At 60.6% G+C, this 23,006-nt stretch carries 17 protein-coding genes; 11 read left to right on the forward strand and 6 right to left on the reverse strand.

Features of this window, described 5'->3' with window-relative positions:
• Nucleotides 1-11 precede the first annotated feature (11 nt).
• Nucleotides 12-1,010, reverse strand: a complete 999-nt coding sequence (locus tag RAM60_RS06605) for a TerC family protein (protein WP_369026126.1) — start codon at nt 1,008-1,010, stop codon at nt 12-14.
• 110 nt (nt 1,011-1,120) lie between these two features.
• Nucleotides 1,121-1,294 carry a DUF465 domain-containing protein gene (locus RAM60_RS06610; protein ID WP_200984001.1) on the reverse strand — a complete coding sequence of 58 codons (174 nt, stop codon included), beginning with the start codon at nt 1,292-1,294 and terminating at the stop codon, nt 1,121-1,123.
• A gap of 225 nt (nt 1,295-1,519) precedes the next feature.
• Between RAM60_RS06610 and RAM60_RS06615 the strand changes: the two genes are divergently transcribed.
• From RAM60_RS06615 to RAM60_RS06625, 3 genes are all read left to right on the forward strand, one after another.
• Nucleotides 1,520-2,365 (forward strand): pyrroline-5-carboxylate reductase family protein, encoded by an 846-nt coding sequence (locus RAM60_RS06615; RefSeq protein WP_510640385.1) that lies wholly within the window; start codon nt 1,520-1,522, stop codon nt 2,363-2,365.
• A gap of 4 nt (nt 2,366-2,369) precedes the next feature.
• A complete protein-coding gene (locus RAM60_RS06620; protein WP_369025060.1) occupies nt 2,370-3,635 on the forward strand; it encodes a glutamate-5-semialdehyde dehydrogenase in 1,266 nt (421 codons plus the stop codon).
• Between the two features lie 68 nt (nt 3,636-3,703).
• Nucleotides 3,704-4,234 carry an SRPBCC family protein gene (locus RAM60_RS06625; protein WP_369025059.1) on the forward strand — a complete coding sequence of 177 codons (531 nt, stop codon included), beginning with the start codon at nt 3,704-3,706 and terminating at the stop codon, nt 4,232-4,234.
• A 31-nt stretch (nt 4,235-4,265) separates the two neighbouring features.
• On the opposite strand, the gene RAM60_RS06630 is transcribed toward RAM60_RS06625, so the two are convergent.
• A complete protein-coding gene (locus RAM60_RS06630) occupies nt 4,266-6,167 on the reverse strand; it encodes a winged helix-turn-helix domain-containing protein (protein WP_369025058.1) in 1,902 nt (633 codons plus the stop codon).
• A 223-nt stretch (nt 6,168-6,390) separates the two neighbouring features.
• On the opposite strand from RAM60_RS06630, the gene RAM60_RS06635 reads away from it, so the two are divergent.
• From RAM60_RS06635 to RAM60_RS06650, 4 genes are all read left to right on the forward strand, one after another.
• A complete protein-coding gene (locus RAM60_RS06635) occupies nt 6,391-6,909 on the forward strand; it encodes a cupin domain-containing protein (RefSeq protein WP_369025057.1) in 519 nt (172 codons plus the stop codon).
• Between the two features lie 89 nt (nt 6,910-6,998).
• A complete protein-coding gene (locus RAM60_RS06640; protein ID WP_369025056.1) occupies nt 6,999-7,847 on the forward strand; it encodes a hypothetical protein in 849 nt (282 codons plus the stop codon).
• A gap of 95 nt (nt 7,848-7,942) precedes the next feature.
• Nucleotides 7,943-8,794: a HamA C-terminal domain-containing protein gene (locus RAM60_RS06645; protein ID WP_369025055.1), complete on the forward strand. Its 852-nt coding sequence runs from the start codon at nt 7,943-7,945 to the stop codon at nt 8,792-8,794.
• Complete coding sequence (locus RAM60_RS06650) at nt 8,791-10,881, forward strand: DEAD/DEAH box helicase (protein WP_369025054.1); 2,091 nt, start codon at nt 8,791-8,793, stop codon at nt 10,879-10,881. Before RAM60_RS06645 ends, RAM60_RS06650 begins: the two co-directional genes overlap by 4 nt.
• Here RAM60_RS06650 and lepA read toward each other — a convergent pair whose 3' ends face one another.
• The 3 genes from lepA to RAM60_RS06665 form a co-directional block, all read right to left on the reverse strand.
• On the reverse strand, nt 10,882-12,699 hold the full coding sequence (lepA, locus tag RAM60_RS06655; protein WP_369025053.1) for a translation elongation factor 4: 1,818 nt from the start codon (nt 12,697-12,699) through the stop codon (nt 10,882-10,884). It abuts the gene before it with no gap.
• Nucleotides 12,700-12,752: 53 nt separating this feature from the next.
• The gene (locus RAM60_RS06660) at nt 12,753-14,936 is read right to left on the reverse strand and encodes a putative bifunctional diguanylate cyclase/phosphodiesterase (RefSeq protein ID WP_510640386.1); all 2,184 of its coding nucleotides are present in this window, start codon (nt 14,934-14,936) and stop codon (nt 12,753-12,755) included.
• Nucleotides 14,937-15,046: 110 nt separating this feature from the next.
• Entirely contained in the window at nt 15,047-17,251 is a 2,205-nt protein-coding gene (locus RAM60_RS06665) for a putative bifunctional diguanylate cyclase/phosphodiesterase (RefSeq protein WP_369025051.1), read from the reverse strand.
• 189 nt (nt 17,252-17,440) lie between these two features.
• Here RAM60_RS06665 and RAM60_RS06670 point away from each other — a divergent pair, with 189 nt between their 5' ends.
• The 4 genes from RAM60_RS06670 to RAM60_RS06685 all read left to right on the forward strand — a co-directional run bounded on the left by RAM60_RS06670 (nt 17,441) and on the right by RAM60_RS06685 (nt 22,952).
• The gene (locus tag RAM60_RS06670) at nt 17,441-18,751 is read left to right on the forward strand and encodes an FAD-dependent oxidoreductase (RefSeq protein WP_369025050.1); all 1,311 of its coding nucleotides are present in this window, start codon (nt 17,441-17,443) and stop codon (nt 18,749-18,751) included.
• 88 nt (nt 18,752-18,839) lie between these two features.
• Nucleotides 18,840-20,528, forward strand: coding sequence for a PHA/PHB synthase family protein (locus RAM60_RS06675; protein WP_369025049.1), 1,689 nt, complete (start codon nt 18,840-18,842; stop codon nt 20,526-20,528).
• A gap of 22 nt (nt 20,529-20,550) precedes the next feature.
• Nucleotides 20,551-21,417, forward strand: a complete 867-nt coding sequence (locus RAM60_RS06680) for an alpha/beta fold hydrolase (RefSeq protein ID WP_510640387.1) — start codon at nt 20,551-20,553, stop codon at nt 21,415-21,417.
• Nucleotides 21,418-21,461: 44 nt separating this feature from the next.
• Nucleotides 21,462-22,952, forward strand: coding sequence for an MFS transporter (locus RAM60_RS06685; RefSeq protein WP_369025048.1), 1,491 nt, complete (start codon nt 21,462-21,464; stop codon nt 22,950-22,952).
• Nucleotides 22,953-23,006: the final 54 nt, after the last annotated feature.

Raw genomic sequence — 23,006 nt, forward strand, 5'->3', positions numbered from 1 at the left:
AGCCCGGCGCCCTAAGGCGCCGGTGCCGGCCAGTCGGCCTCTGCCTGTCCCTTCGTCTTCCACAGCGAATAGCCCACGCCAGTCGCGATTAGCGCAGCAGTGACGCCGAGGCTGATCCATGCGGGGAACTTGTCCCCGCCGAGCAGGAAATCGCTGACGAAGATCTTCGATCCGATGAACACCAGCACTGCGGCCAGTGCGTACTTCAGGTAGTGGAAGCGGTGCACCATCGCCGCGAGCGCGAAATAGAGTGCTCGCAGGCCGAGGATCGCGAAGATGTTGCTGGTGTAGACGATGAAGGTGTCGGTGGTGATCGCAAAGATCGCCGGCACGCTGTCGACCGCGAAGACGAGGTCGGCGAGGTTGATGACCACCAGCGCCAGGAACAAGGGTGTTGCCGCGCGGACCAGCTTGCCCGTCTTCTCGTCGGGAACCTTCACGAAGAAATGCTGGTCGTGCAGCTGCGGCGTGACCCGCATGTGGCTCGATATCCACTTCACCGCCGCATTGTTGCCGACGTCCATCGGCTGGTCGCCGGCGAAAAACATCTTGATGCCGGTGAACACGAGAAATGCGGCGAAGAGGTAGAGGACCCAGTAGGCCTCGGCCAGCAGCGCTGCACCGCCGGCTATCATCAGGCCGCGCAACACGATCACCGCCATGATGCCCCAGAGAAGCGCACGGTACTGGTATTTCGCGGGAATGGCGAAATAGGTGAAGATCAGGCTGATCACGAAGACGTTGTCGATCGACAGTGCCTTCTCGATGAAGAAGCCGGTGAAGTAGGCCATGCCCGCCTCTCCGCCGCGTTCGAGCCAGACCCAGCCGCCGAACAGCATGGCTACACCGATGTAAAACGCCGACAGCTTCAGGCTCTCTGCGATACCCATCTCGCGGTCCTCCTTGTGGAGGACGCCGAGGTCGAATGCGGTGAGGATGGCGACGATGGCCAGGAATGCCACCCAGAACCAGGCAGGTGTGCCGAGCCAGTCGGCGGTCAGGAATTCGATCATGGAGCTATCCGGTAAAGTCGAGCGCTTTGCCGCTCAGGCACGGGAAACCGCGGCGGCGCGTGATGGGGGCAGCGCACCGCCGCGGCAGCGGGGACGGAAAGACGCCTTCAGGCCGTCTTCCCGCGCCTCGCGATCCGATGGAGCGCGTCCTTCACGCGCAGTTTCATCTTCTTGAGCCGGGATAGCTCCGCCCAGTCGGGACGCCGCTTGCGCAACTCCAAGCGCAGGCGCTCGTCGATACGTTGGTGGATCTGGGTAAGTCTGAATACTCGGGCCGTCATCGTAGTCTCCGTCAACGGGGGCTAGCGTTGATCGGACTGCCGATGCGGGGCTTTCGAGCTTGGGGGGGAGGGAAGAGGGCCCGTCAGCTCGCATCGGCATGTCCGATGCGGTCCGACATCACGCGTGGTCCGAAAACGCACGCGCCAGAGGGGCCCGGTCCGCAGTGATTAAATGCGAGCGAAGCGATCCGGTTTCAAGGGCGTGAGAAAAAAATTGCTTGCCCGATGGCCGGGCGATCCCGAACACCCGTGCCATTCCACTCAACATCCGGGCGAACGACAATTCCCTTCTCCAACATCCTGATGATCGGCTGCGGCAAGATGGGCGGCGCACTCGTGTCGCACTGGATGCACGGAGGCGAGCGTTTCACGATCGTCGATCCGGCGCTCGACACCGCGCCCGAGGGCGCACGGCTGCTCCGCGACGCATCGGAAATCGCAGGCGAGGCCTTCAACGTCGTGATCGTCGCGATCAAGCCGCAGATGGTGGATGAAATCCTGCCAGCCTATGCAGAGATGCTGGGCGAAGGCGGCTATGTCCTGTCGATCGCGGCGGGCTGTTCGATCGAGCGCCTCTCGCGCCTGATGGGCGGCGCTCCGGTGGTGCGGGTCATGCCCAACCTTCCTTCCGCTGTCGGCAAGGGCGTGAGCGGGCTGTTCGCAGGCCCGGGCGCGGAAGGTGCCCCCCTCGCCCACGCCACTGCCATGATGAAGCGGACGGGGACAGCGGTCGTGCTGGAGAACGAGGACATGATCGACCGCGTCACCGCGGTGTCCGGGTCCGGCCCCGGTTACGTCTTCGAAATCGCTCGTGCCTATGTCGAGGCCGCCATCGCTCTCGGCTTCCCGCCCGAGGATGCGCGAGCCATGGTGCTCGGCACGATGGACGGCGCGATTGCGATGGCACTGCAGCCGGATGCGCCCGATCTCGAGGAACTGCGCAATTCGGTCACCAGCAAGGCCGGAACGACCGCCGCCGGGCTCGATGCCCTCAACGGCGACGCGGGGCTCACGGAACGACTTCGCGAAACCTTGCAAGCGGCATACAATCGTGCGGTAGAATTGCGCTGATAACATGACTGACCAGACACAAGACCCCCGCATCCACGTCCACGAACTGGGCAGCCGCGCGCGCAAGGCCGCGCGCAGCCTTGCCGGCGCGTCGACCGAGGCGAAGAACCGCGCGCTGCTTGCCGCTGCCGCTGCGCTGCGCAGCCGCGAGGCTGAGCTACTCGAAGCCAATGCGCGCGATGTCGACAGCGTCAAGGACAGCAAGCCCGACAGCTTCATCGACCGCCTGCGCCTGACTCCCGAGCGGATCGAGGACATGGCGAGGGCTCTCGAGGACATTGCCGCCCTGCCCGATCCCGTCGGCCGCGTGCTGGCGACGACGGAGCGGCCCAACGGCCTCGTCATCGAGCGTGTCGCCGTGCCCATCGGCGTGATCGGCATGATCTACGAAAGCCGCCCGAATGTCGGTGCCGACGCCAGCGCGCTATGCCTCAAGAGCGGCAATGCCGTGATCCTGCGCGGCGGTTCGGAAAGCCGCCATTCGACCCGCGTGATCGTGGGCGCGATGCAGGCAGGGCTCGAGGCAGCCGGGCTATCTGCCGATGCCGTGCAGGCGATCCAGACGCCCGACCGCGAGGCGGTGGCGGCATTGCTGGAAGATGTCGAGCACATCGACCTCGTCATCCCGCGCGGCGGGCGCGGGCTCGTCGAACTGGTGCGCGACAAGGCCAGGGTCCCAACCCTCCTCCACCTCGACGGTAACTGCCACACCTACGTCCACGAAAGCGCCGATCTCGACGAGGCGGCCACTGTCATTCGCAACGCCAAGCTGCGGCGCACGGGCGTGTGCGGTTCGCTGGAAAGCATCGTCGTCGACCGCGCGGTGGCGCCCGACTTCATCCCGCGCCTGACCGCCATCATGGGCGCCGACTGCGAATTGCGCGGCGATGCCGAGGCTGTCGCGATCGACACGCACATCCGACCCGCGACCGAGGCCGACTGGGATACCGAATATCTCGACAGCATCGCCTCGGTGAAAGTGGTCGGCGGACTTGATGAAGCCATCGCCTGGGTGGACGAACACTCGAGCCACCATACCGACGCCATCATGGCCGAGAATGCCGAGGCCGCCCGCCGCTTCATGACTGCAATCGACAGCGCCATCGTCATGCACAATGCCTCGACCCAGTTCGCCGACGGGGGCGAGTTCGGCATGGGCGCGGAAATCGGCATCGCCACCGGCAAGATGCACGCTCGCGGCCCCGTCGGCCTCGAACAGCTGACGAGCTTCAAATACCTCGTCCATGGTAGCGGGCAGGTTCGCCCCTGATGCGATAACCCGGTGTTGACCCGCACTTGCCATGCCTGCACCCTCACCGCAGGCACGGGAGGTTGCATATGTTCGGCTGGCTCAAGAACCTGTTCAAACCGGAGATGGCGCCCGAGGGGCCCGTCACCTTCGACTTCGAGATCGAGATCGATGCCCCGGCGGAGCGGATCTACGGCCTGATCGATTTCGCCAGTCCGACCAATGCCAAGCGCGCGCTGGGCCATTCGCTGACCCAGGTCTCGCAATCGCCTGAGGTCTGGAAGCTCGTCATCAGGCAGATGCCCGACGCCGCCTACTTCAATACCGTCTCCGAAGCGGTGGACCTGACAACCTACGCCTACCGCAGCGTGGCCGAGCCCAAGCAGGGCGAGATGGTCTCGACCGAAGAGCGCTGGACAATCGAACCGCAGGATGGCGGTCCTTGTCTCGTGACCCTGCTGGTCCACGCGCAGTTCACCGAACCCCTGCCGCTCGCCAAGTACAAGCGGCACGTCATGATGATGGCGATGGGTTGCAACAATGCGGTCGAGAAGATGAAGCTCCATGCCGAACAGGGCACCGAAGCGGTGCGCAAGGTCGAAGCGCAGCAGTTTTCGTAAGCCTTTGTTTTTGAAGATGGGACGCTGCCCTTCACCCAGGTGCGAGCGCGGCTTGTGCAATCCTCGCCTGCGTCCGGCATTCCTGCACAGTCAGTTCCCGGCGGCAGAAGTCCGGCCACTCCCCCTTCTCCTGCCAGTAGCGCACGAGCCCCATCCTCGCTGCGAAGGTCCAGAACCTAGGATCACTGCGCAAGGGTTCGGACAAAGGCTGGAAAAGGACCTGCGTATTCATCCATTTCTGCGGGCTGACCAGTGCAGGATCGGTCAGCAGGTCGAGAGCGCGCTGCGTCCGGCCAAGCGAGGTTAGCGCCAGCACCGCCCAGTCGACCGAGAGCGCGCCATCGTGGACGAGCGCGACAATTCGGTGATCGAACCCTTCAGCCTGCCGCCCGTCCCGCTGTCCGTAACTGCCGATGAAATCGCGCCAGAAATTCATCTGGTCCTCACCAATTTCGGCAGGACGGCTTTCCGGATCGTCGAGAATGTTTCGTGCGAGGTCTCGTCTTCCCCCGAACAGGGCAAGTTCGAACCGGGTACGCTGGATATGGACGTGATCGGGAAAGAGGTAGGCCGCGCGGTCGATGAATTGCGCTGCCCGGTTTGGATCGTTGCTCGCTGCCAGGGCGCGGGCATAGCTGTGCAGGATCGGCTCGGCATAGGGATGGAGCGCGGTGGCCCGGCGGCAATATTCGGCAGCGCGGTACTCGAAACCGATCTCGGACAGGAAACGGCATTCGCGCATCTGGAGGAAAGCGAAGTCCGGCGCGGCTGCGATCCCTCGCAGGATCGACCTTTCATATCCGGTCAGATCGTCCGGTTTCTCGATCATCTGCACCATCGTCAGCGCATCATAGGCTGCCCCGCTCGCTTTTGGATCGATCGCGATGGCCGCGTTCGCTTCGCGACGGATTTCGTCGAGGATGCCGCGCCGCAACTCCGGGGCCGACGCCATGGTGTCTACGTGGAGCGCAACGGCGAGCAGGCCGTGCGCGGGTGCGGAATCGGGATAGCGCGCAACTACCTGGCGGAAGATCTCGCTGGCGGAGTCATTGTCGAGCTGGCGATTGCGCAGGCTCTCGCTACCGCGCAGGTGCAGCGCCATCGTCGCCGCGTCGTAGCTCAGCCCGCGCTGCTGGGCGACTTCGCGCATGGCATAAATCGTCCGCGCGACCGATGCGCCCGCCTGTTCTGCCAGCCGCCGGCCATCCTTCGCATCGGCTTCGAAGCTGCGGCTCCACAAGGTCTTGCCGCTGCTCTCGTCATCGAGCGAAAGATAGGCGGCGTAGTTGCCCCCTGACCGCGTCAGGGTGGTGTGGAGGATCTTGGTCGCATCGTCCGGGACATTGCCGTCGGCGTCGGGGCCGCCGAGCGCGAAGCCCGAAGTACTGATCGCATCCTTGATCGCGCCATCGATGTCGAGCGCAACCAGCTGCGCCTCCTTGCCGCCTCTGGCCTCCGGCCGCTCGACATAGACCGGGCCATCGATGTCGATAGGACGCTCTCCCTGCCCCATGATCGAGAAGCCGAGCACGACCAGCGCAATGACGATCGCAGCAAGTGGCGCGGCGATCCTCCACGCGATCGGTCGGGCCGGAAGGGTTACAGGCTGTCTGGCCGCAGGAGCTGGAGGGCTCTCCACCTGCTCGTCGATTGCCAGGCGGTAACCGATGCCATGCACCGTCTCCAGCCGCACAGCCTCGGGTCCCAGCGCCTTGCGCAGCGCGACGACATGCACCGGCAGCGCGTTTTCCTCCACGGTGATGTTGGGCCAGACCGCTTCGAGGAGTTCCCGCTTGGTAACGACCTCGCCGCGAGCATCGGCCAGCACGCTCAGGATGCGCAGCGCGCGCTTGCCCAGGTGCAGACGCTTGTCGCCCGCCAGCAACTGGCGGTCGGGGTGGAGTATGCGGGTGCCGAGCCGAACGTGCTCCATTCCCAAGGGCCTCCCCAGGTGCCTTCGCAACCTGACCTGCGCGTGGACCCTCGGCGCGCCATGGATCCGGGTTTCTCCAAGTCCCGGTTTCGCGCCGCAATATAGATCGAATTTCAGAATTTCATAAGCAAATCGGCAATTCTTAATGGCTTGCCCAAAGCCCTCCGCCGTCCTCGCGAACTATGCTGCCCGCCTGTCGCTTCGACACATCAAGGAGGATGACATGAGAGTACTCCCCGCAAGTCTTCACCGTACGCTGCGCACTGCAACGATCCTGGCTCTCTCGGGAGCGATACTGAGCTCCTCGGGCCTTGCTCCGGCCTATGCCACGCCGGGCTCGGGTTTCGGGCCTGCCCCGATCTCGACCGGGAAGCTCGGCAAGACCAACGAGAACAGCGTCAAGCCGGGGGTGTGGAACCTCAACGTCATGACCAACGGGGACTCCACCGTCGGCCTCGACCAGCTGACCGTCCAGGGCGGCGGGTACAGCGGCTGGCACAGCCACACCGGGATCGTCATCGCCACGGTGCAGTCGGGCACGATCCTGTGGACCGACGCGGAGACATGCACGACCAAGAGCTACTCCGTCGGCGAAACTTTCGTCGAACCTGCCAACCGGCCGCACTACGTCCGCAATGCCTCGGCATCGAGCACCGCGACCTACAGCGCGGTCCAGATCCGTCCGCTGGGCACGCCCGGCCGCGTGGACGAGACCGCGCCGTACAACAACTGCGGCCTGTAGGAACGCGCAAGGACCCTCTCCTATTGCGCTTTCCTACCGGTGAAGGGTCGGGGCATGCCCCGGCCCTTTTCCCTTGGAGAGCGCCACCCATGGACCCCGCCGACACCCCTCGCAAACCGGCCACCACCCTCCCCGCCTTCACCCCCGTCCCGCGCCTGAAGGAGCGCAGCAACGGGTGGAAACCGCAGGTCCAGCGCGCCTTTATCGAGGCGCTGGCGGACACCGGCTCCGTCGCCGCCGCGTGCCGCAAGGTCGGCCGCTCCACCCACGGCGCCTACCATCTGCGCCGCCAGGAAGGGGCCGAGGAATTCGCCGCCGCGTGGGAGGCCGCGCTCGACTTCGGGATGCGCCGGATCGAGGACGTCGCGATGGACCGCGCATTGAACGGGGTGGAGGTGCCCGTCTACTCCTACGGCCAGCTCGTCGGCACGCGCATATCCTACAACGACCGCCTGCTGATGTTCATGCTGAGGAATCGCGCGCCCGAGCGGTTCGCGGAAGGCCGCGCAAAAGGCATGAACGCGGTCGGCCAGATGGACCTCGAACGGCACAGGAAGCGCTGGCGCAAGGAATTGCGGCGCGAGTGGGAGGAGGAAGCCGCGGCCGAGCGGGCCAGGACCGCAGTCTCCCCCGCCGAGGTGCGCGCCAGCATCGAACGCAAGGTCGAGGCCTTCCGCCGCCAGATGGAAGCGACGATGAGCCCGCGCACGCTGGCCGCCTATGCCGAGTTCATCCGCCTGCGCGACGAGGACGAAGCGAACGGCTACCGCGCGAGCGAGGACCCGGAGCACCCGATGTACGTCAGCCCGCGCAAAGCGGCGCCAGCGGAGGAGCCTATGCCCCTACCCCCGCCCGACTTCCGCAAATCCGTCCCAAAGGCCGCGCCCGAGGAGGAGAACCCGAAGTGGCGGTCGCTGAGGGAGGAGGGATGGGAGTGATTGACCACTAGTGACTGTGCATAACTCTTTTCCCTATGTGAAGTTGGCAATTATCTGGTTACACTGATTTCTTTTTCCTAGCGGTAGAAATCATCTTGGAAGTTTACGAAAACATACCAGAGAATTTCTTGGAGGAGGTTGTCTCTGATAGTGCGCTTGGCTTCCCCAGCTCTTCATATTGTGCCGGATTCGAGTTGAAAGCCTGGCGTTGCAACGAACTTGCAGACCACTTCATTGAATGGTTAGCAGACTATGCACTCAAAGAAGACGAATTGGCCGTTTCGCACGGCAACATGTACGTGCGACTGCGTGAGGCCGCAGCGCGAGTATACAAGAGCGAAAACTATAAGAAGAGAGGCGAAATTGGCGAAATTGCCCTTCACGCTATATGCAGAGAATTCTTTGATACGATTCCAATAACCCCGAGGGTATTCTACCTCACGTCATCAAATGAAGTCGTGAAGTCGTTTGACAGTGTTCATGTGAGATATCCCGACAGCTTTCCTGAGATATGGCTAGGTGAGGCGAAATTTTATGAAGACCGTAATGCAGGACTCAAAGATGCGATCGCGTCAGTCAGAAAACATATCGACCAAGGGTTTTTGAAAAACGAAAAGTTGATACTTGGGCCACAAATTTCTAAGAATATCCCGCACTACGAGAAGATTCGATCTCTCTTTTCGAGCAACACTTCCCTAGACAAGCTTTTCCAATCTGCGGTGTTCCCGATTTGTATCACATCGAATAGTGATGTAACGGGAAGCGCAGAAGTGATCGATCCGCCCTACCGGGACGCGATCAAGTTGGAGCTCGAAGCCTTGTCCCAGTCACTCGCGAAATCTGGCCTTGGATCATCCATACGCCTGGCACTCTTCTATGTACCCCTCGGGTGCAAGAAGAGCCTCGCCAAAGCCTTTGACGATCGATTGAAGGGGTTGAATCCGTGACGATCGCATCAATCGATTGGAAGGCACTTCAGGAGAGCGAAGCACCTGAGAAGAAGGCGCAGATTTTCGCGATCATGCAGCAAGTCTCTTACGAACTTCAAAGCGGGGTCGAGGACGATCCTGAAATCCTGTCGGTGGTACCTCGATTAGCTGACATAATTTACGGATCACAAGACCTTGATGATTTGTACGAGCCTTACAGCGCAATGGCTCGAGCCACCGGGCTCTGGAACTATATCGATAAAGAGCGTGCCGATCCTTATGATCGCTTGGTATCAGAGGCCGTAACAGCGAGCTCCCTCGATGGCATCACTTTCCACCGAGAACAGATAGCCGCACTGAATACTCTCTTAGCTGGCAGAAATCTCATATTGAGCGCTCCGACCAGTTTCGGAAAGAGCTTGATTATTGACGCCCTCATCGCAACCCACAAGTACAACAGGATAGCCATTGTCCTACCGACAATTGCATTGCTCGATGAATTTAGAAGGCGCTTGAAGAGGCGTTTCGGACGCGATTATGCGATCGTAATGCATCATTCCGAAGTCCCTGAAAGTGAGAAAGTCATCTTCCTAGGAACACAGGAACGCTTGATCAGTCGCTCCGACCTACAAAATATCGACCTTACGGTGGTCGACGAATTCTATAAACTGGACCCTAACCGCAAAGACGAGCGATCTGCGACCTTAAACGCTGCGGTCTATAAGTTATTGCATCGATCTAGGCAATTTTTCTTCCTCGGTCCCAATATCGATAATGTATCGACTCCCCATGAGGGGAGATGGAATTTCGATTTTTTGAAAACTAGATTTTCGACCGTCGCCGTCGACACTACCGACCTTTCAAAGTCCGACGACAAGGAGGAGCAACTATTTGACAGCTTGGCGGAGGACAAGTTCTGGCCATCGCTAGTCTTTGTTTCGTCTCCAGATCGGGCGAATAAATTGTCACAACGGGCCGCCGAACTCATGGCGGTATCAGAGCGAAGCGACCAATTCGCCGATTGGCTACGATCAAACGTTGGCGGAAAATATCCGCTCGTGAAGAGTGTAGAATATGGATTTGGCGTTCATCACGGTCGCCTCCCTAGGGCAATCGGAAATAAGATGGTGAGTTTGTTCAATACTAATGAACTTCCCGTCCTCTTTTGCACATCTACGCTTATTGAGGGCGTAAATACTGCTGCAAAATCAGTTTTTATATTCGATAAGGATATAAATCGCTCGCCCTACGATTTCTTTACCTTCTCAAATATCAAGGGGCGGGCAGGACGGCTCGGTCAGCATCACGTTGGCAAAGTGATTATGTTTAATTCCGCTCCAGAAACGGAAGAAATGAATGTCGCTCCGACCCTATTCGATGACGAAGAAGCGGCACCGGACGATTACGTAGTTCATCTTGAAGATGAGGATATCTCTTCTTCCGTCGACGAGCGCCTCGAGGTTATCAAAGACTCTTTGGGCCTGGAAGGGGCAGAATTGCGGCTAGCGTCCACTGTTGGTTTGGACATCGCAGCTGATATCCGAGGAAAGGTGCGCGAGAGAATCGGTCGAGATAACTCGCTGCTCTGGTCCGGTCGTGGCGACTATTCAGACATACAAGCTGTGTCCGACTTGATTTGTTCGGTAAAACAACCGCGTTCCTTCGGTGCCTTTAGTGCGAAGCAGCTTACATATTTTATTCATAATTTAAGAGCTCAACCGACGTTGAGACAATTTTTGCTGGATTATGATAGCAGCTTCAAAGGCGATGCATCGTCTTATGACAACGTATTTAAGTTTTTGCGAAGCTGTGAGTATGGGCTCCCACAGCTAATTTCTGTAGTTGAAATGTTTGTCCGAAAATTGTCGTCGCACGACGTCAACTATTCTCTCTTCTTAGCCGAGCTGCCACGGTGGTTTCGTCCAGAATTGCTGCGAAATCTGGATGAGGAGGGATATCCGATTCAGATTCTTGAGAGATTCTATAGGAACGGGGATAATCGCGAGACATTATTGTACCGACTCAGAGAGGCGACCCTTCAGTCTCACGCGTTAAGCGCGTTCGAGAAAAATTGGATGGCAGAACTCTTAGAAGACGAGTTCTAATCACTCCTCCCCCATCCGCAGCGCAGCAATAAACGCCTCCTGCGGAATGCTCACATTGCCGTACTCGCGCATCCGCGCCTTGCCCTTCTTCTGCTTCTCCAGCAGCTTCTTCTTGCGCGTGATGTCGCCGCCGTAGCACTTGGCGGTGACGTCCTTGCGCAGGGCGGCGATGGTTTCGCGGGCAATGATCTTGCCGCCGATCGCGGCCTGGATCGGGATCTTGAACAGGTGGCGCGGGATGAGGTCCTTGAGGCGCTCGCACATGCCGCGGCCGCGCTCTTCCGCCACGGAGCGGTGGACGATCAGTGACAGGGCGTCGACCGGCTCGTTGTTGACGAGGATGTTCATCTTCACGAGGTCGCCTTCGCGCAGGCCGATCTGTTCGTAATCGAAGCTGGCATAGCCGCGGCTGATGCTCTTCAGCCGGTCATAGAAGTCGAACACAACCTCGTTCAGCGGCAGCTCGTAGGTCACCTGCGCGCGGCCACCGACATAGGTGAGGTCGGTCTGGATGCCGCGACGGTCCTGGCACAGCTTGAGGATCGAGCCGAGGTATTCGTCGGGCGTGTAGATCACCGCCTTGATCCACGGCTCCTCGATCACCTCGATGCGGTTGGTGTCCGGCCAGTCGGCCGGGTTGTGCAGCATGATCGACTTCGCATCCTCGTTCTTCGTGTGGCCGAGCTGGATGCGGTATTCCACGGATGGCGCGGTGGTGATGAGGTCGAGGTCGTATTCGCGGCTCAGGCGCTCCTGGATGATCTCCAGGTGCAGCAGGCCGAGGAAGCCGCAGCGGAATCCGAAGCCCAGCGCGGCGGAGCTTTCCATCTCGAAGCTGAAGCTGGCGTCGTTGAGGCGCAGCTTGGCGATGCTCTCGCGCAGCTTCTCGAAATCGGCGGCGTCGACCGGGAACAGGCCGCAGAACACCACCGGCTGCACTTCCTTGTAGCCGGCCAGGGCCTCGGTCGCCCCACCCTTCACCGTGGTGATGGTGTCGCCGACGCGGGCCTGTTCGACTTCCTTGATCTGCGCGGTGATGAAGCCGATCTCGCCCGGACCGATTTCCGGCAGGTCGACGCGCTTGGGGGTGAAGGCGCCGACGCGGTCGATGAGGTGCTGGGTGCCGCCCTGCATGAACTTGACCTGCAGGCCCTTCTTGATGACGCCGTCGATCACGCGGACGAGGATGACCACGCCGAGGTAGGGGTCGTACCAGCTGTCGACCAGCATGGCCTTCAGGGGCGCGTCGCGGTCGCCCTTGGGCGGGGGGATCTTGGCGACGATGGCTTCGAGCGTTTCCTCGATGCCGATGCCGGATTTCGCGGATGTGAGCACGGCTTCGGACGCGTCGAGGCCGATGATGTCCTCGATCTCGGCCTTGACCTTCTCGGGCTCGGCCGCGGGGAGGTCGATCTTGTTGATGACCGGGACGATCTCGTGGTCGTGCTCGATCGACTGGTAGACGTTGGCGAGCGTCTGCGCCTCGACCCCTTGCGCGGCATCGACCACCAGCAGCGCGCCCTCGCATGCGGCGAGGCTGCGGCTGACCTCGTACGCGAAGTCGACGTGGCCGGGCGTGTCCATGAGGTTGAGCTCATAGGTCTCGCCATCGCGGGCGGTGTAGGCGAGGCGCACGGTCTGCGCCTTGATGGTGATGCCGCGCTCCTTCTCGATGTCCATGTTATCAAGGACTTGCTCGGACATCTCGCGCTCGGTCAGCCCGCCGGTGTGCTGGATCAGCCGGTCGGCGAGCGTCGACTTGCCATGGTCGATATGCGCGATGATGGAGAAGTTGCGGATCTTGGAAAGGTCAGTCATTGCGCCGCCCCATTAGCGGCGCTGCAGCGACCTGTCAGCAAGCAATAAGAGGCTCAGGCAGCCTGCTGTTTCGGCGCGTTGGACGAAAGCTTGAACTGAGCGAATGAGCCACCTGAGGCCAACCCCTGCGCCAGAGTGTACTTGCCCGGGGGCAGCGCCTGGAGCGGTGCTCCAGCTGCTGCCAACTCATACGGGCTCACGCGGTGACGGGTGCACAGTCCCCCTGCCCCGTCATCGACCAGTTCCTGTTCGAACTCGAGCCCCTGCGTGTCGTCCATCGTCCGGCGCACCGTGCACACTGCAAGCTGGCCCTGTCCGAAGTCGAGCACGAACATTGTCCCGACAGGTACGTCCTCAAGCCCCTGGATCATCGCGCCCGTGCGTGAAAGATTGCGCAGCGTAACGTCGTAATAGTGATCCTCGTGGATGACCCCGATCTTGCGGAAGACTGTGCGGCGACCGGCACGCTGAGTTCCGGTATCGGTCGGGGCAAGCCTCCACTCGCCCTTGGCGATCTCTTCCGCCACTTCGTCGGCGGTAAGAGCGCCCGAATAGACGAAACCGCAAACCTGGTTGACGCCAAGCCGCTTCAGTTCCTGCATCAGGGCCAGGGCATGGACGCCGGAGGCGACCGTTTCCATTCCCATCGCACCTGCCAGCGCAACAACCGCGCGGACGAGTTCCATGTCGCCGAGGTCGTTGCCCATGACGGGTTCGAAGAAGTCGGCGCCGATGCGCAGCGCATTGAACGGAGCGCGGCGTAGGTAGCTGAGCGATGACAACCCGCTTCCGAACTGATCCAGCGTCAATCGAACGCCCAGCTTGAAGAGGCTGGCCATCGCCTTGTCGACCTTGGAGCCATCGCCGAGCAGAACCGACTCGGGAAGCCGAAGTTCCAGGCGCGCCGGGTCCAGTCCGGTCTTTTCAAGAACGCTTTCTACCGTCTCGACAAAGCCGTTGGCATCGAACTGCACGGGGCTGATGTGCATGGCCACGACCAGGGATTCAGGCCAGGTGGCTGCATCCTCACAGGCTTTCCGCAGGCCCCATTCGCCAATCGGAACAATCAGGCGGCTGCCCTCGGCGATAGGCAGGAAGGTGTCGGCCTCGACGCGCCCTCGCTCCTCGTCGGCCCAGCAATACTGGGCCTCGAGAGCGACCACACGGTTGTCGGCCAGTGAGACAACCGGTTGGTATTCGAGCGTGAAATGCCCCGCCTCGATGGCCTCGGCGAGATCTTCCTCCATGCGCTTGCGCAGGGTTGCTTCATGCTCGAGATCGGCGGCGTAGAAGCGGAACTGCCCGCGCCCACCGTTTTTCGAGGCATAGAGAGCAAGGTCCGCAGCACGGGTTAGCTCGTCGCGCTCGACCCCGTCGTAGGGGGCGACGGCAATGCCGACCGAACAGCCGATGGAGCAACGTCCCTCTTCCACCGAGTAAGGCTGCGATACGATCTGGATGATCTTCTTTGCGATCTCACCCAGTTCCCCGCGATCATCGAGGTCTGGGATCAGGACCTGGAACTCGTCCCCACCAAGGCGACCGATTTCGCCGCGACCAGCAATCGCACCATGCAGGCGTTCTGCGACCTGCTGCAACAGTTGGTCCCCGGCAGCATGGCCCAGCGTGTCATTGACCTGCTTGAAGCGATCGAGGTCGAGCATCATCAGCGCCGCCGCCCGCTTGGCGCTACGGAAGGCGTGGAGAGTGGAATCGATGCGCTGTTCCATCCGGTGACGGTTGGCGAGACCCGTCAATGAATCGAACTTGGCGAGGCGGTTGGCTTCTTCTTCGGCGCGGTATTCCTCGGTCACGTCCACAGCACTGCCGCGGAAGCCAAGGAAACTGCCGGCTTCATCGTACAGCGGGCGGCCCGAAAGCTGGAGCACCAGACTTCCTGCCTCGCCCCCGCCCTGAACGGCGAGATTCGAGAAACTCTTGCGCGTCCCAAGCTTGAGACCCAGCGAGCGGCCGTCGGCCTCACCTTCCACGGGCACGAAGGCCTGCTGGAAGGGACGTCCGTCAAGATGGGAAAAATCGGCTCCTAGAGCAGCGACGATCCAACCGCTCAGATAGGCGATGCGCCCCTGGCTATCGGTCTTCCAGAAGCCATACGCGCCGGCGGTCTCGATTTCCTCGACAACAGCAACCTTAGCCGAACTGTCGAAGCCTGCCGGTGACGCACCGACGGAAGCTTCGCCAGCCCGCTTGCTCTTGAAGAAATCGGAGAAGGGCATAGCCCCCATGCTCGTTCAGCCTCGCCAAATCCTGCGTCGATATGAATCGGGACTAGTAGAGAATGGTTAGTTTTACCCTAACGTCCGCGATGAAATGCACGGGGCTCACATCACATTTGACGACGATTTGCGCTTAGATCCACCTCCAGGAAGGACTTGCCTCTTCCGGTCGCGCGAAGTTCGGCCATCAGTATTTCGTAGGGATCGTCGGGAAGCTTCTCGAGCGGCTTGCCGGCCGCTTCAATCTGGTAAGGCGAAACCCTGTGCCGTGTGCACAAGCCATCGGCACCATCGCTGATCAGCGGGGTTTCGAATTCGAGCCCCTGCATATGGCTGTCGGAGCGGCGTACCGTGGCGACCGCGAGCTGGCCGCCACCAAGGTTGAGCACAACCTTGGTGTCCAGGGGAACGTTCAGCAGGCCCTCGATCATGGCGCCGGTCTTCGAAAGGTTCCGGAGGGTCACATTGTATTTGTGATCATCGTGGAACAGGCTGATCTTGCGATAGACCGACTTGCGATCGGCCCTGAACCGCTCGGGTCCACGCGGCTCGTAGCGCAACTCGCCCTTTTCAAGGCGCTCGAGCAGTTCTTCGTGCGGTATCGCCTGCGAAAAGATGAAACCCTGAACATGGCTGGCGCCGCGCTCGGTGACGAGATTGAGTTCGTCCTTCGTCTCGACGCCCTCTGCGACCGTTTCCATGCCAAGGGATTCGGCAAGGCTCACGATGGCGCTCATGATCGCCGGGTTGTTGTTACCCTTTTCGGTAGCACCACGGACGAAGCTCTGGTCGATCTTGATCTTATCGAAGGGGGCCTTTTGCAAATAGCTGAGCGAGCTGTATCCCGTGCCAAAATCGTCGAGTGCCAGTCGCACGCCGATGCGCTTCAGTTCCTCGAACATGGATTGGGTGCGCTCTGCGTCACCGACGAAAACGCTTTCGGTGATTTCGAGCTCGAGGCGATGCGGTTCGAGACCCGATTCAAGCAGAACCGACTTCACCAGCGCAGGGAAATCGTCCCGCGCAAACTGGATCGGGGAAACGTTCACCGCCACACGCAGTTCGACCGGCCATTCCTTGGCCTGCTTGCACGTTTCCAACAGGGCCCATTCGCCCAGATGCTTGATCGTGCCGATGTCTTCGGCGACCGGGATGAACTGTGACGGCGGGATAAAGCCACGCTCAGGATGCTCCCAGCGCATCAGGGCCTCGAGGCATTTCAGCATGTGCGTCTTGGCATCGACGATCGGCTGGTAGTGCATCTTCAGCTCGTTGTTTTCGAGCGCGTCGCGCAGGTCTTCTTCGATCTGGCGCCGGTGCTTCGCACCATCGGTGAAGTCGATGTGGAAGAAGCGGTACTGCCCGCGGCCACCACCTTTTGCAGCATAAAGAGCAAGGTCAGCCGCCTTGATCAGCTCGTCGGATTCGACCCCGTCATACGGCGCTACCGCAACGCCGACAGAGGTCCCGATTATCGCGCGCGACCCGTTGATTTGGTACGGCTGCGAGATCATCTGGATGATGCGTTGCGAAAGTTCGCCAAGATCGCCGCGGTCGTCCATGTCTGGGAGAATGACCTGGAATTCGTCACCACCCAGGCGGCCGATTTCGCCCTTGTCGCCGACGACTTTCTCTAACCGCGCCGCAACCTGGCGAAGCAATTCATCTCCCGCCGGGTGACCGAGCGTATCGTTGACCTGCTTGAAGCGGTCGAGGTCGAGCATCAGCAACGCGCAACTGCGCTTTGAATTGCGAAAGGCCTGCAAGGTCGCATCCAGGCGCTTGTTCATGCGATGCCGATTGGCAAGGCCGGTAAGCGAATCATATTGTGCCATGCGCTCGGCATCGCGCCTGCTCTGGAAGCTCGAGGAAATGTCCTTGGCGCTGCCACGATAGCCGATGAATTCCTGGTTGTCGTCAAACTGCGGCTTGCCGGCAATTTCCCACCACATCTCGCTCGATCCCAAAGCAAGCCGTACCGGGTACTGGGTAATCGAATTTCTTGCCCCGAGGAGAAAGTTCAGCGGGCGTTCCGGCTGCTGTCCGCCCTGCTCTTCCACCTCGTGAGTGAACAATTTGGCAAGGTGGGTGCCGATTATTTCCTCGGCCTTGCAGCCGAGCTTGTTCATGGCGTTCTCAGAAAGGTAGATCAGGCGACCCTGCGCATCCGTCGCCCAGAACCAGCCAAGTCCCGCGTTTTCGAAACTGTCGAGCAATTCCACGCGACGAAGCGTATCGCTTCCGATCGGTTGTACCGCCGCACTTTCGACCTGCTGAACTTTGGCGCGATTGGATCGCGCGAAGAACCCTGCCATTCCCAATCTCTTTCAAATTTGAACCGGCGATCCCATTCGGCTCATTGATTCAGATGTCGTGACGCTTAGGCCGAATTCCTTTCCAAACGCATAACCATGACCTTCAAGGCTCTTGTCCACCGCGCCCACTTGCCAGCCGCGCCCGCCATGTGCTTGTGTGCCTGACTGCTTCTCGGGGAGAGGACCTGGATGCGTCACATCGCAATCGTCGGCTCGGGTCCGGCGGGCTATTACACCGCCGAAGCGGCAGTGAAGAAATGGGGCGAAGATGTGCGGGTGGACGTGTTCGACCGGCTGCCCGTTCCTTATGGACTGATCCGTACTGGCGTTGCGCCCGATCACCAGTCGATCAAAGCGGTTTCGAAGCGCTACGAGAAGGTCGCGCTCACGGACAATGTCAGGTTCGTCGGCAACGTTGCGGTCGGGACGGATGTGACCGTGAAAGAGCTTCAGGATCTCTATGATGCGATCGTCTTCGCGACCGGTGCACCGCATGATCGTCAGCTAGATATCGAGGGCGCAGACCTAGAGAATGTCATCGGCAGTGCCGCTTTTGTCGGGTGGTACAATGGGCATCCGCAATTCGCAGATCTCGACCCCAACCTGGCCGGACGCAACGCCGTGGTCATCGGCATGGGAAATGTCGCGCTCGATGTTGCAAGGATACTTTCGAAAGAACGTTGTGAATTCGACGGCTCCGATATTGTAAGTCATGCGCTTGAAGCTCTGTGCAGGTCGAACATCGAGACGGTCACGATCCTCGGTCGGCGCGGGCCGCACCAGATCATGATGACGCCGAAGGAGTTGGGAGAGCTCATGCATCTCGACCGGGCAAGTCCGCATGTCGATGCTGCTGACCTACCGCCCGTCGACGACGATGCGATTCTCGAGCCCGGCTTGCGCAAATCGGTCACACTGCTGCGCGACTTTGCTGCGATCCCGGAAAGTATCCATGGCGAAAAGCGGATCGCGATCGAGTTCGATTTCTTTGCCAGCCCCGTTTCCTTGCGCGGGACAGGTGGCAAGGTAAGCGAAATCGAAGTCGAGCGGACGAAGGTCGAAGCCGGTCGCGCAATTTCAACTGGCGAGACCTACACTATCCCCGCCGATCTCGTTGTATCTTGCATCGGATACCGCAGTTCACCGATCGACGGCGTCCCCTTCGACGAGCGAGCAGGGCGTTTTCCTAATGACGAGGGGCGCATCCTACCCGGTCTTTATTGCGTCGGATGGGCCAAGCGAGGCCCCAGCGGCACGATCGGTACCAACCGACCTGACGGATACGCTGTGATCGACGTGGTTGAGCAGGACATCGGCCCGGGTGGAAGGAAGCGTGGCCGTGAGGGCTTCGATGAGCTTGCCACCTCGCGCGGAATTGATGTCGTGACCTTCCGAGACTGGCAGAAGATCGAACAGGCCGAAGAGGCCGCCGCCCGCCACGGTTCCCCTCGCGAGAAGTTCGTCGACGTCGAGAGCATGATTGCTGCACGCGACAATTGACTTCGCCTTGCAATCGGAACGGTGCCGCAGCATTACCCGTTGAAACGTCGCATCTAAGATCCCGATTTCTACCGGAGGTAGCCGCGAAATGGCCAAGCTCGAAGACGAAGCCGCCCAGTACACCAGCGCTCTTGGCCCGCTCGTCGGACTCACGCGAGAAGACATTTTCGGTGCCGTCGCGGTAATGCTTCGTGAAACGGCTTCAGACCCGCAGCGACTGATGAAGCACGGCCAGGAGATGGGCCAGGACATGATCAAGATCATGACCGGCAAAAGCGATCTGGCGCCCAATCCCAAGGACAAGCGCTTCCAGGACCCCGCGTGGCAGTACAACCCCTTCATGCGTGCCGGCATGCAGTACTATCTCGCCGTCCAGAAGGGTGCGGCGAAGTGGCTGGAGGATCTCGAACTCGACGAGCTGGAGAAAGATCGGGCGCGCTTCATTTCCAATATCATCATCGATGGGCTCGCTCCGACGAACACCCTCGTGGGCAATCCGACCGCCCAGAAGATGGCGATCACGAGCGGCGGCCTCAGCCTGATCAAGGGCCTCAAGAACGCTTACGACGACATGGTCCACAACAAGGGCATGGTCAGCCAGGTCGACAAGAAGCCCTTCAAGCTCGGCGAAAACGTTGCGACATCGAAGGGCGACGTGGTCCTACGCACCGAGATGATGGAACTCATCCACTACGCCCCGACGACCGACGAGGTGTATGAGATCCCGCAGCTGACGATCCCGCCGCAGATCAACAAGATGTACATCAACGATCTCAGTCCCGAGAAATCGGTGGTGAAATACCAACTCGACAACGGCATCCAGACCTTCGTCATCAGCTGGAAGAACCCGTCAAAGGAACAGGGCCATTGGGACATGGCCGACTACGTGAATTCGTGCCGGCTCGCGATGGAGACGGTCAGCAAGATAACGGGTTCGAAGAAGGTCAATGTTTCGGCAGGCTGCTCGGGTGGTCAGACCGCATCCATGGTGGCGAGCAAGCTTGCTTCCGACGGTGACGACCTCCTCGGTTCGCTGACCCTCATGGTCTGCGTTCTGCATCCGATGCAAAACGATATCGAGGCCGGTTCGCTGGTGAGCGAAAATGGCTTGGCGCTCGCCAAACAGCGCGCCGCCAAGAAGGGCATTATCAAGGGCGATGACCTTGCCCGCGGCTTCGCCTGGCTGCGTCCGAACGACCTCATCTGGAACTACGTCATCAACAACTACCTGCTAGGACAGGATCCGCCGGCCTTCGACGTGCTGTTCTGGAATGCCGATGCGACGAACCTATCCGCCGCACTGATGGGTGACTTCCTGACGATCTTCGAGACGCTCGCCTTCACCAAGAAGGGCGAAGTCGAAATGGTCGACCACAAGGTCGATCTGTCCAAGGTGACGAGCGATCTCTTCATCCTTGGGGGCGTCACCGACCATATCACCCCGTGGAAAGCCACCTATCGCTCGACCCGCCTGTTCGGCTCGAAGGACGTGACCTATGTTCTCAGCCATTCCGGCCACATGCAGGCGATCCTCAACCCCCCCGGCAACCCCAAGGCGAAGTACTACATCCAGTCCGACGCCAAGAAAAAGCTGCCCGAAACCGCCGACGAATGGCTGAAGGGCACCGAGGAAGTGGCGGGTAGCTGGTGGCCCTACTGGATGGACTGGATGCAGGCCCGTTCAGGAACGAAGAAGGCGGCACCTGCGAAAACGGGGAACAAGGAGTTCCCGGCACTGGACCCCGCCCCCGGTCTTTACGTTATGGAGCCCTGCTGAAATCGCTACGAAGGCACCCGACGTGACCGCACGCAAGGACAAGTCCATGACCGCCACGATCCGCATGATGGAGGCCGGCGGTCGCACACTGAGAGTGGCCACCTGGCGGCTCGACAAGAAGTCGGAGCACCCACCGATCCTGTTCTTCAACGGGATTGGCGCGAATATCGAAGCGGTTGCCCCTCTCGCCGAACAGCTCCCCGAACGAGGGTTCGTCATGTTCGACATGCCGGGAACTGGTGAAAGCCCCGATCCGACCGTGCCCTACAATCCGTTCACGATGAGCTGGACGGCAAGCCAAATCCTTGACCAGTTGGGCCTCGATCTCGTCGACGTAATGGGTGTCTCCTGGGGCGGTGCCATGGCGCAGCATTTCGCCCTGCAGCATCCGGGCGTGACCCGGCGGCTGGTGCTCGTAGCGACGACGGCTGGCATGCTGATGGTCCCCGGCAATCCTGCAGCGCTGACAAAAATGGCGAATCCGCGCCGCTACATCGACCCCAAGTTCATGAACGAGCACTTCCAGACGCTCTACGGCGGTGTCGATCGGGACGGTGCCAAGCACCAGAAGGACAGCCACATCGGGCGCCTCAAGCCGCCGAGCCCGCGCGGCTATTTCTACCAGCTCCTGGCCATGCTCGGCTGGACCAGCCTTCCCGCCCTGCCCTTCATGAGCAAGGAAACGCTCGTGATGATGGGTGACGAAGATCAGATCGTCCCGCTCATCAACGGTCGCATTCTCGCCTCTGCCATACCCAATGCCAGGTTGGAGGTATTCAAGGGCGGTGGTCACCTGTTCCTGCTGACACACGCCGACGAAAGCGTGGCTGCACTGAGGGACTTCCTCGACGCTCCCGACACCGATGCGGAGCGTCGCCGGGCGGCCTGACGGCCCAAGGCGGATCATCGGGCATGGAGAGAGAAACCTGACCGATGGACGCAACGATCAATGACGATACGCCCGCGCTCGCTGTAGCGCGGCCCATTTCGGGTGACGGAGGCGCGCTGGGGAAGACCGGCTTTGCCTGGGCTCTCTTCGAATGGGCGCGCAACCCCTACTACATCCTCGTCGTCATCTACATTTTCGCGCCGTATTTCGCGCGCGACATCATCGGCGCGGACTTGCTGGCAAGCGGCGCCCTTGACGGTCTCGATCCCGAAACCGCCCGGAACACGGCCAATGCGCAGGGACAGGCGACCATTGCCTCGGTAACGAAATGGGCAGGCCTGATAGCCGCCCTGACTGCTCCGTTTCTCGGCGCAGCACTGGATCGCGGGGGCAGGCTAAAGATCGTGCTCGCTTTGCCTGTGACAGCGATCGTCATCTGCTCCGCGCTGCTGTGGTATGCCATGCCCGGGGGTAAGGGTCTGTCGACACCTGCGATTATGGCGCTTCTGGTCATCGCCTATGTGAGCTTCACCTATTCCGAAGTGACGCACAACTCGATGCTCAGCGTCGCCGGAACACCCGACCGGCTGGCGATGATTTCCGGCCTCGGCCTCGGCCTCGGAAACCTTGCCGCGACGCTGATTTTCATCGCGATTGCGGTGCTGTTCGTTCTCCCTGCGACAATTTCGTGGCCCTTCCCCGTGCCCCAGTTCGGGATCGACCTCGACAAGTTCGAACATGCGCGCCTCGTCGGCCCCATTTGCGCTGTCTGGCTGGCAGTTTTCTCGATCCCCTTCTTCCTCAATGCACGCGATCCGGGCGTTGCCGGCGCCAGTTGGCGTACCGCGATGGTCGAGGGGGTCAGGAGCGTCCGGCAAACCGTCCGCGAGGCATCGAAATATCGCGAGCTGATGAAGTTCCTTCTCGCCCGCATGTTCTATGCCGATGCCATGGCTGCCCTGCTTGCGCTGGGAGCAGTCTACGTGGCGCTGTTCCTCGGCTGGGGTTTTCTCGAGATGCTGTGCTACGCCATTTTCGCCAGTGCGTGCGCCTTCGGCGGTGGAATTTTCGGCGGATGGCTTGAAGACCGGATCGGGGTCAAGCGGGCGCTGGCGGTCGAAATTCTGGCCATGGTCGTTACCGGCCTCTTCCAGCTGAGCATTACCCGGGACAGCCTTTTCCTTGGCCTCATCGACAACTTCCAGGTCTGGGACGGACTGGTTTTCAAGACCCTCTCCGACCTGACCTATCTCGGCCTTATCAGCGTGGTCGCGGTTACGGCGACAGCCAGCATCGCATCGAGCAGGACGATGTTGGTGGCCCTTGCTCCTCCCGGACGGAGTGGGGAATTCTTCGGTCTCTTCGCAATTGCCGGCACGATCACGGTCTGGATGGGGCCGCTTCTCGTCCAGTATTTCACCCTCTGGTTTACCAGCCAGCGTGTCGGCATGGCATCGATTTCCCTGCTGTTCGTCATCGGATTGACCGTGCTTTTGACCGTTTCCATGCCCGCGCGAGGCGCAGCGAAGGGATAGCTGGACTCATCGGTTTCATTGTGAGACCTTCCTTTCGAGAGAGAGGAGTTTCCC

It is taken from the genome of Qipengyuania sp. RANM35 (genome assembly GCF_041021145.2).
In the GTDB taxonomy this organism is placed as follows: Bacteria; Pseudomonadota; Alphaproteobacteria; order Sphingomonadales; family Sphingomonadaceae; genus Qipengyuania; species Qipengyuania soli.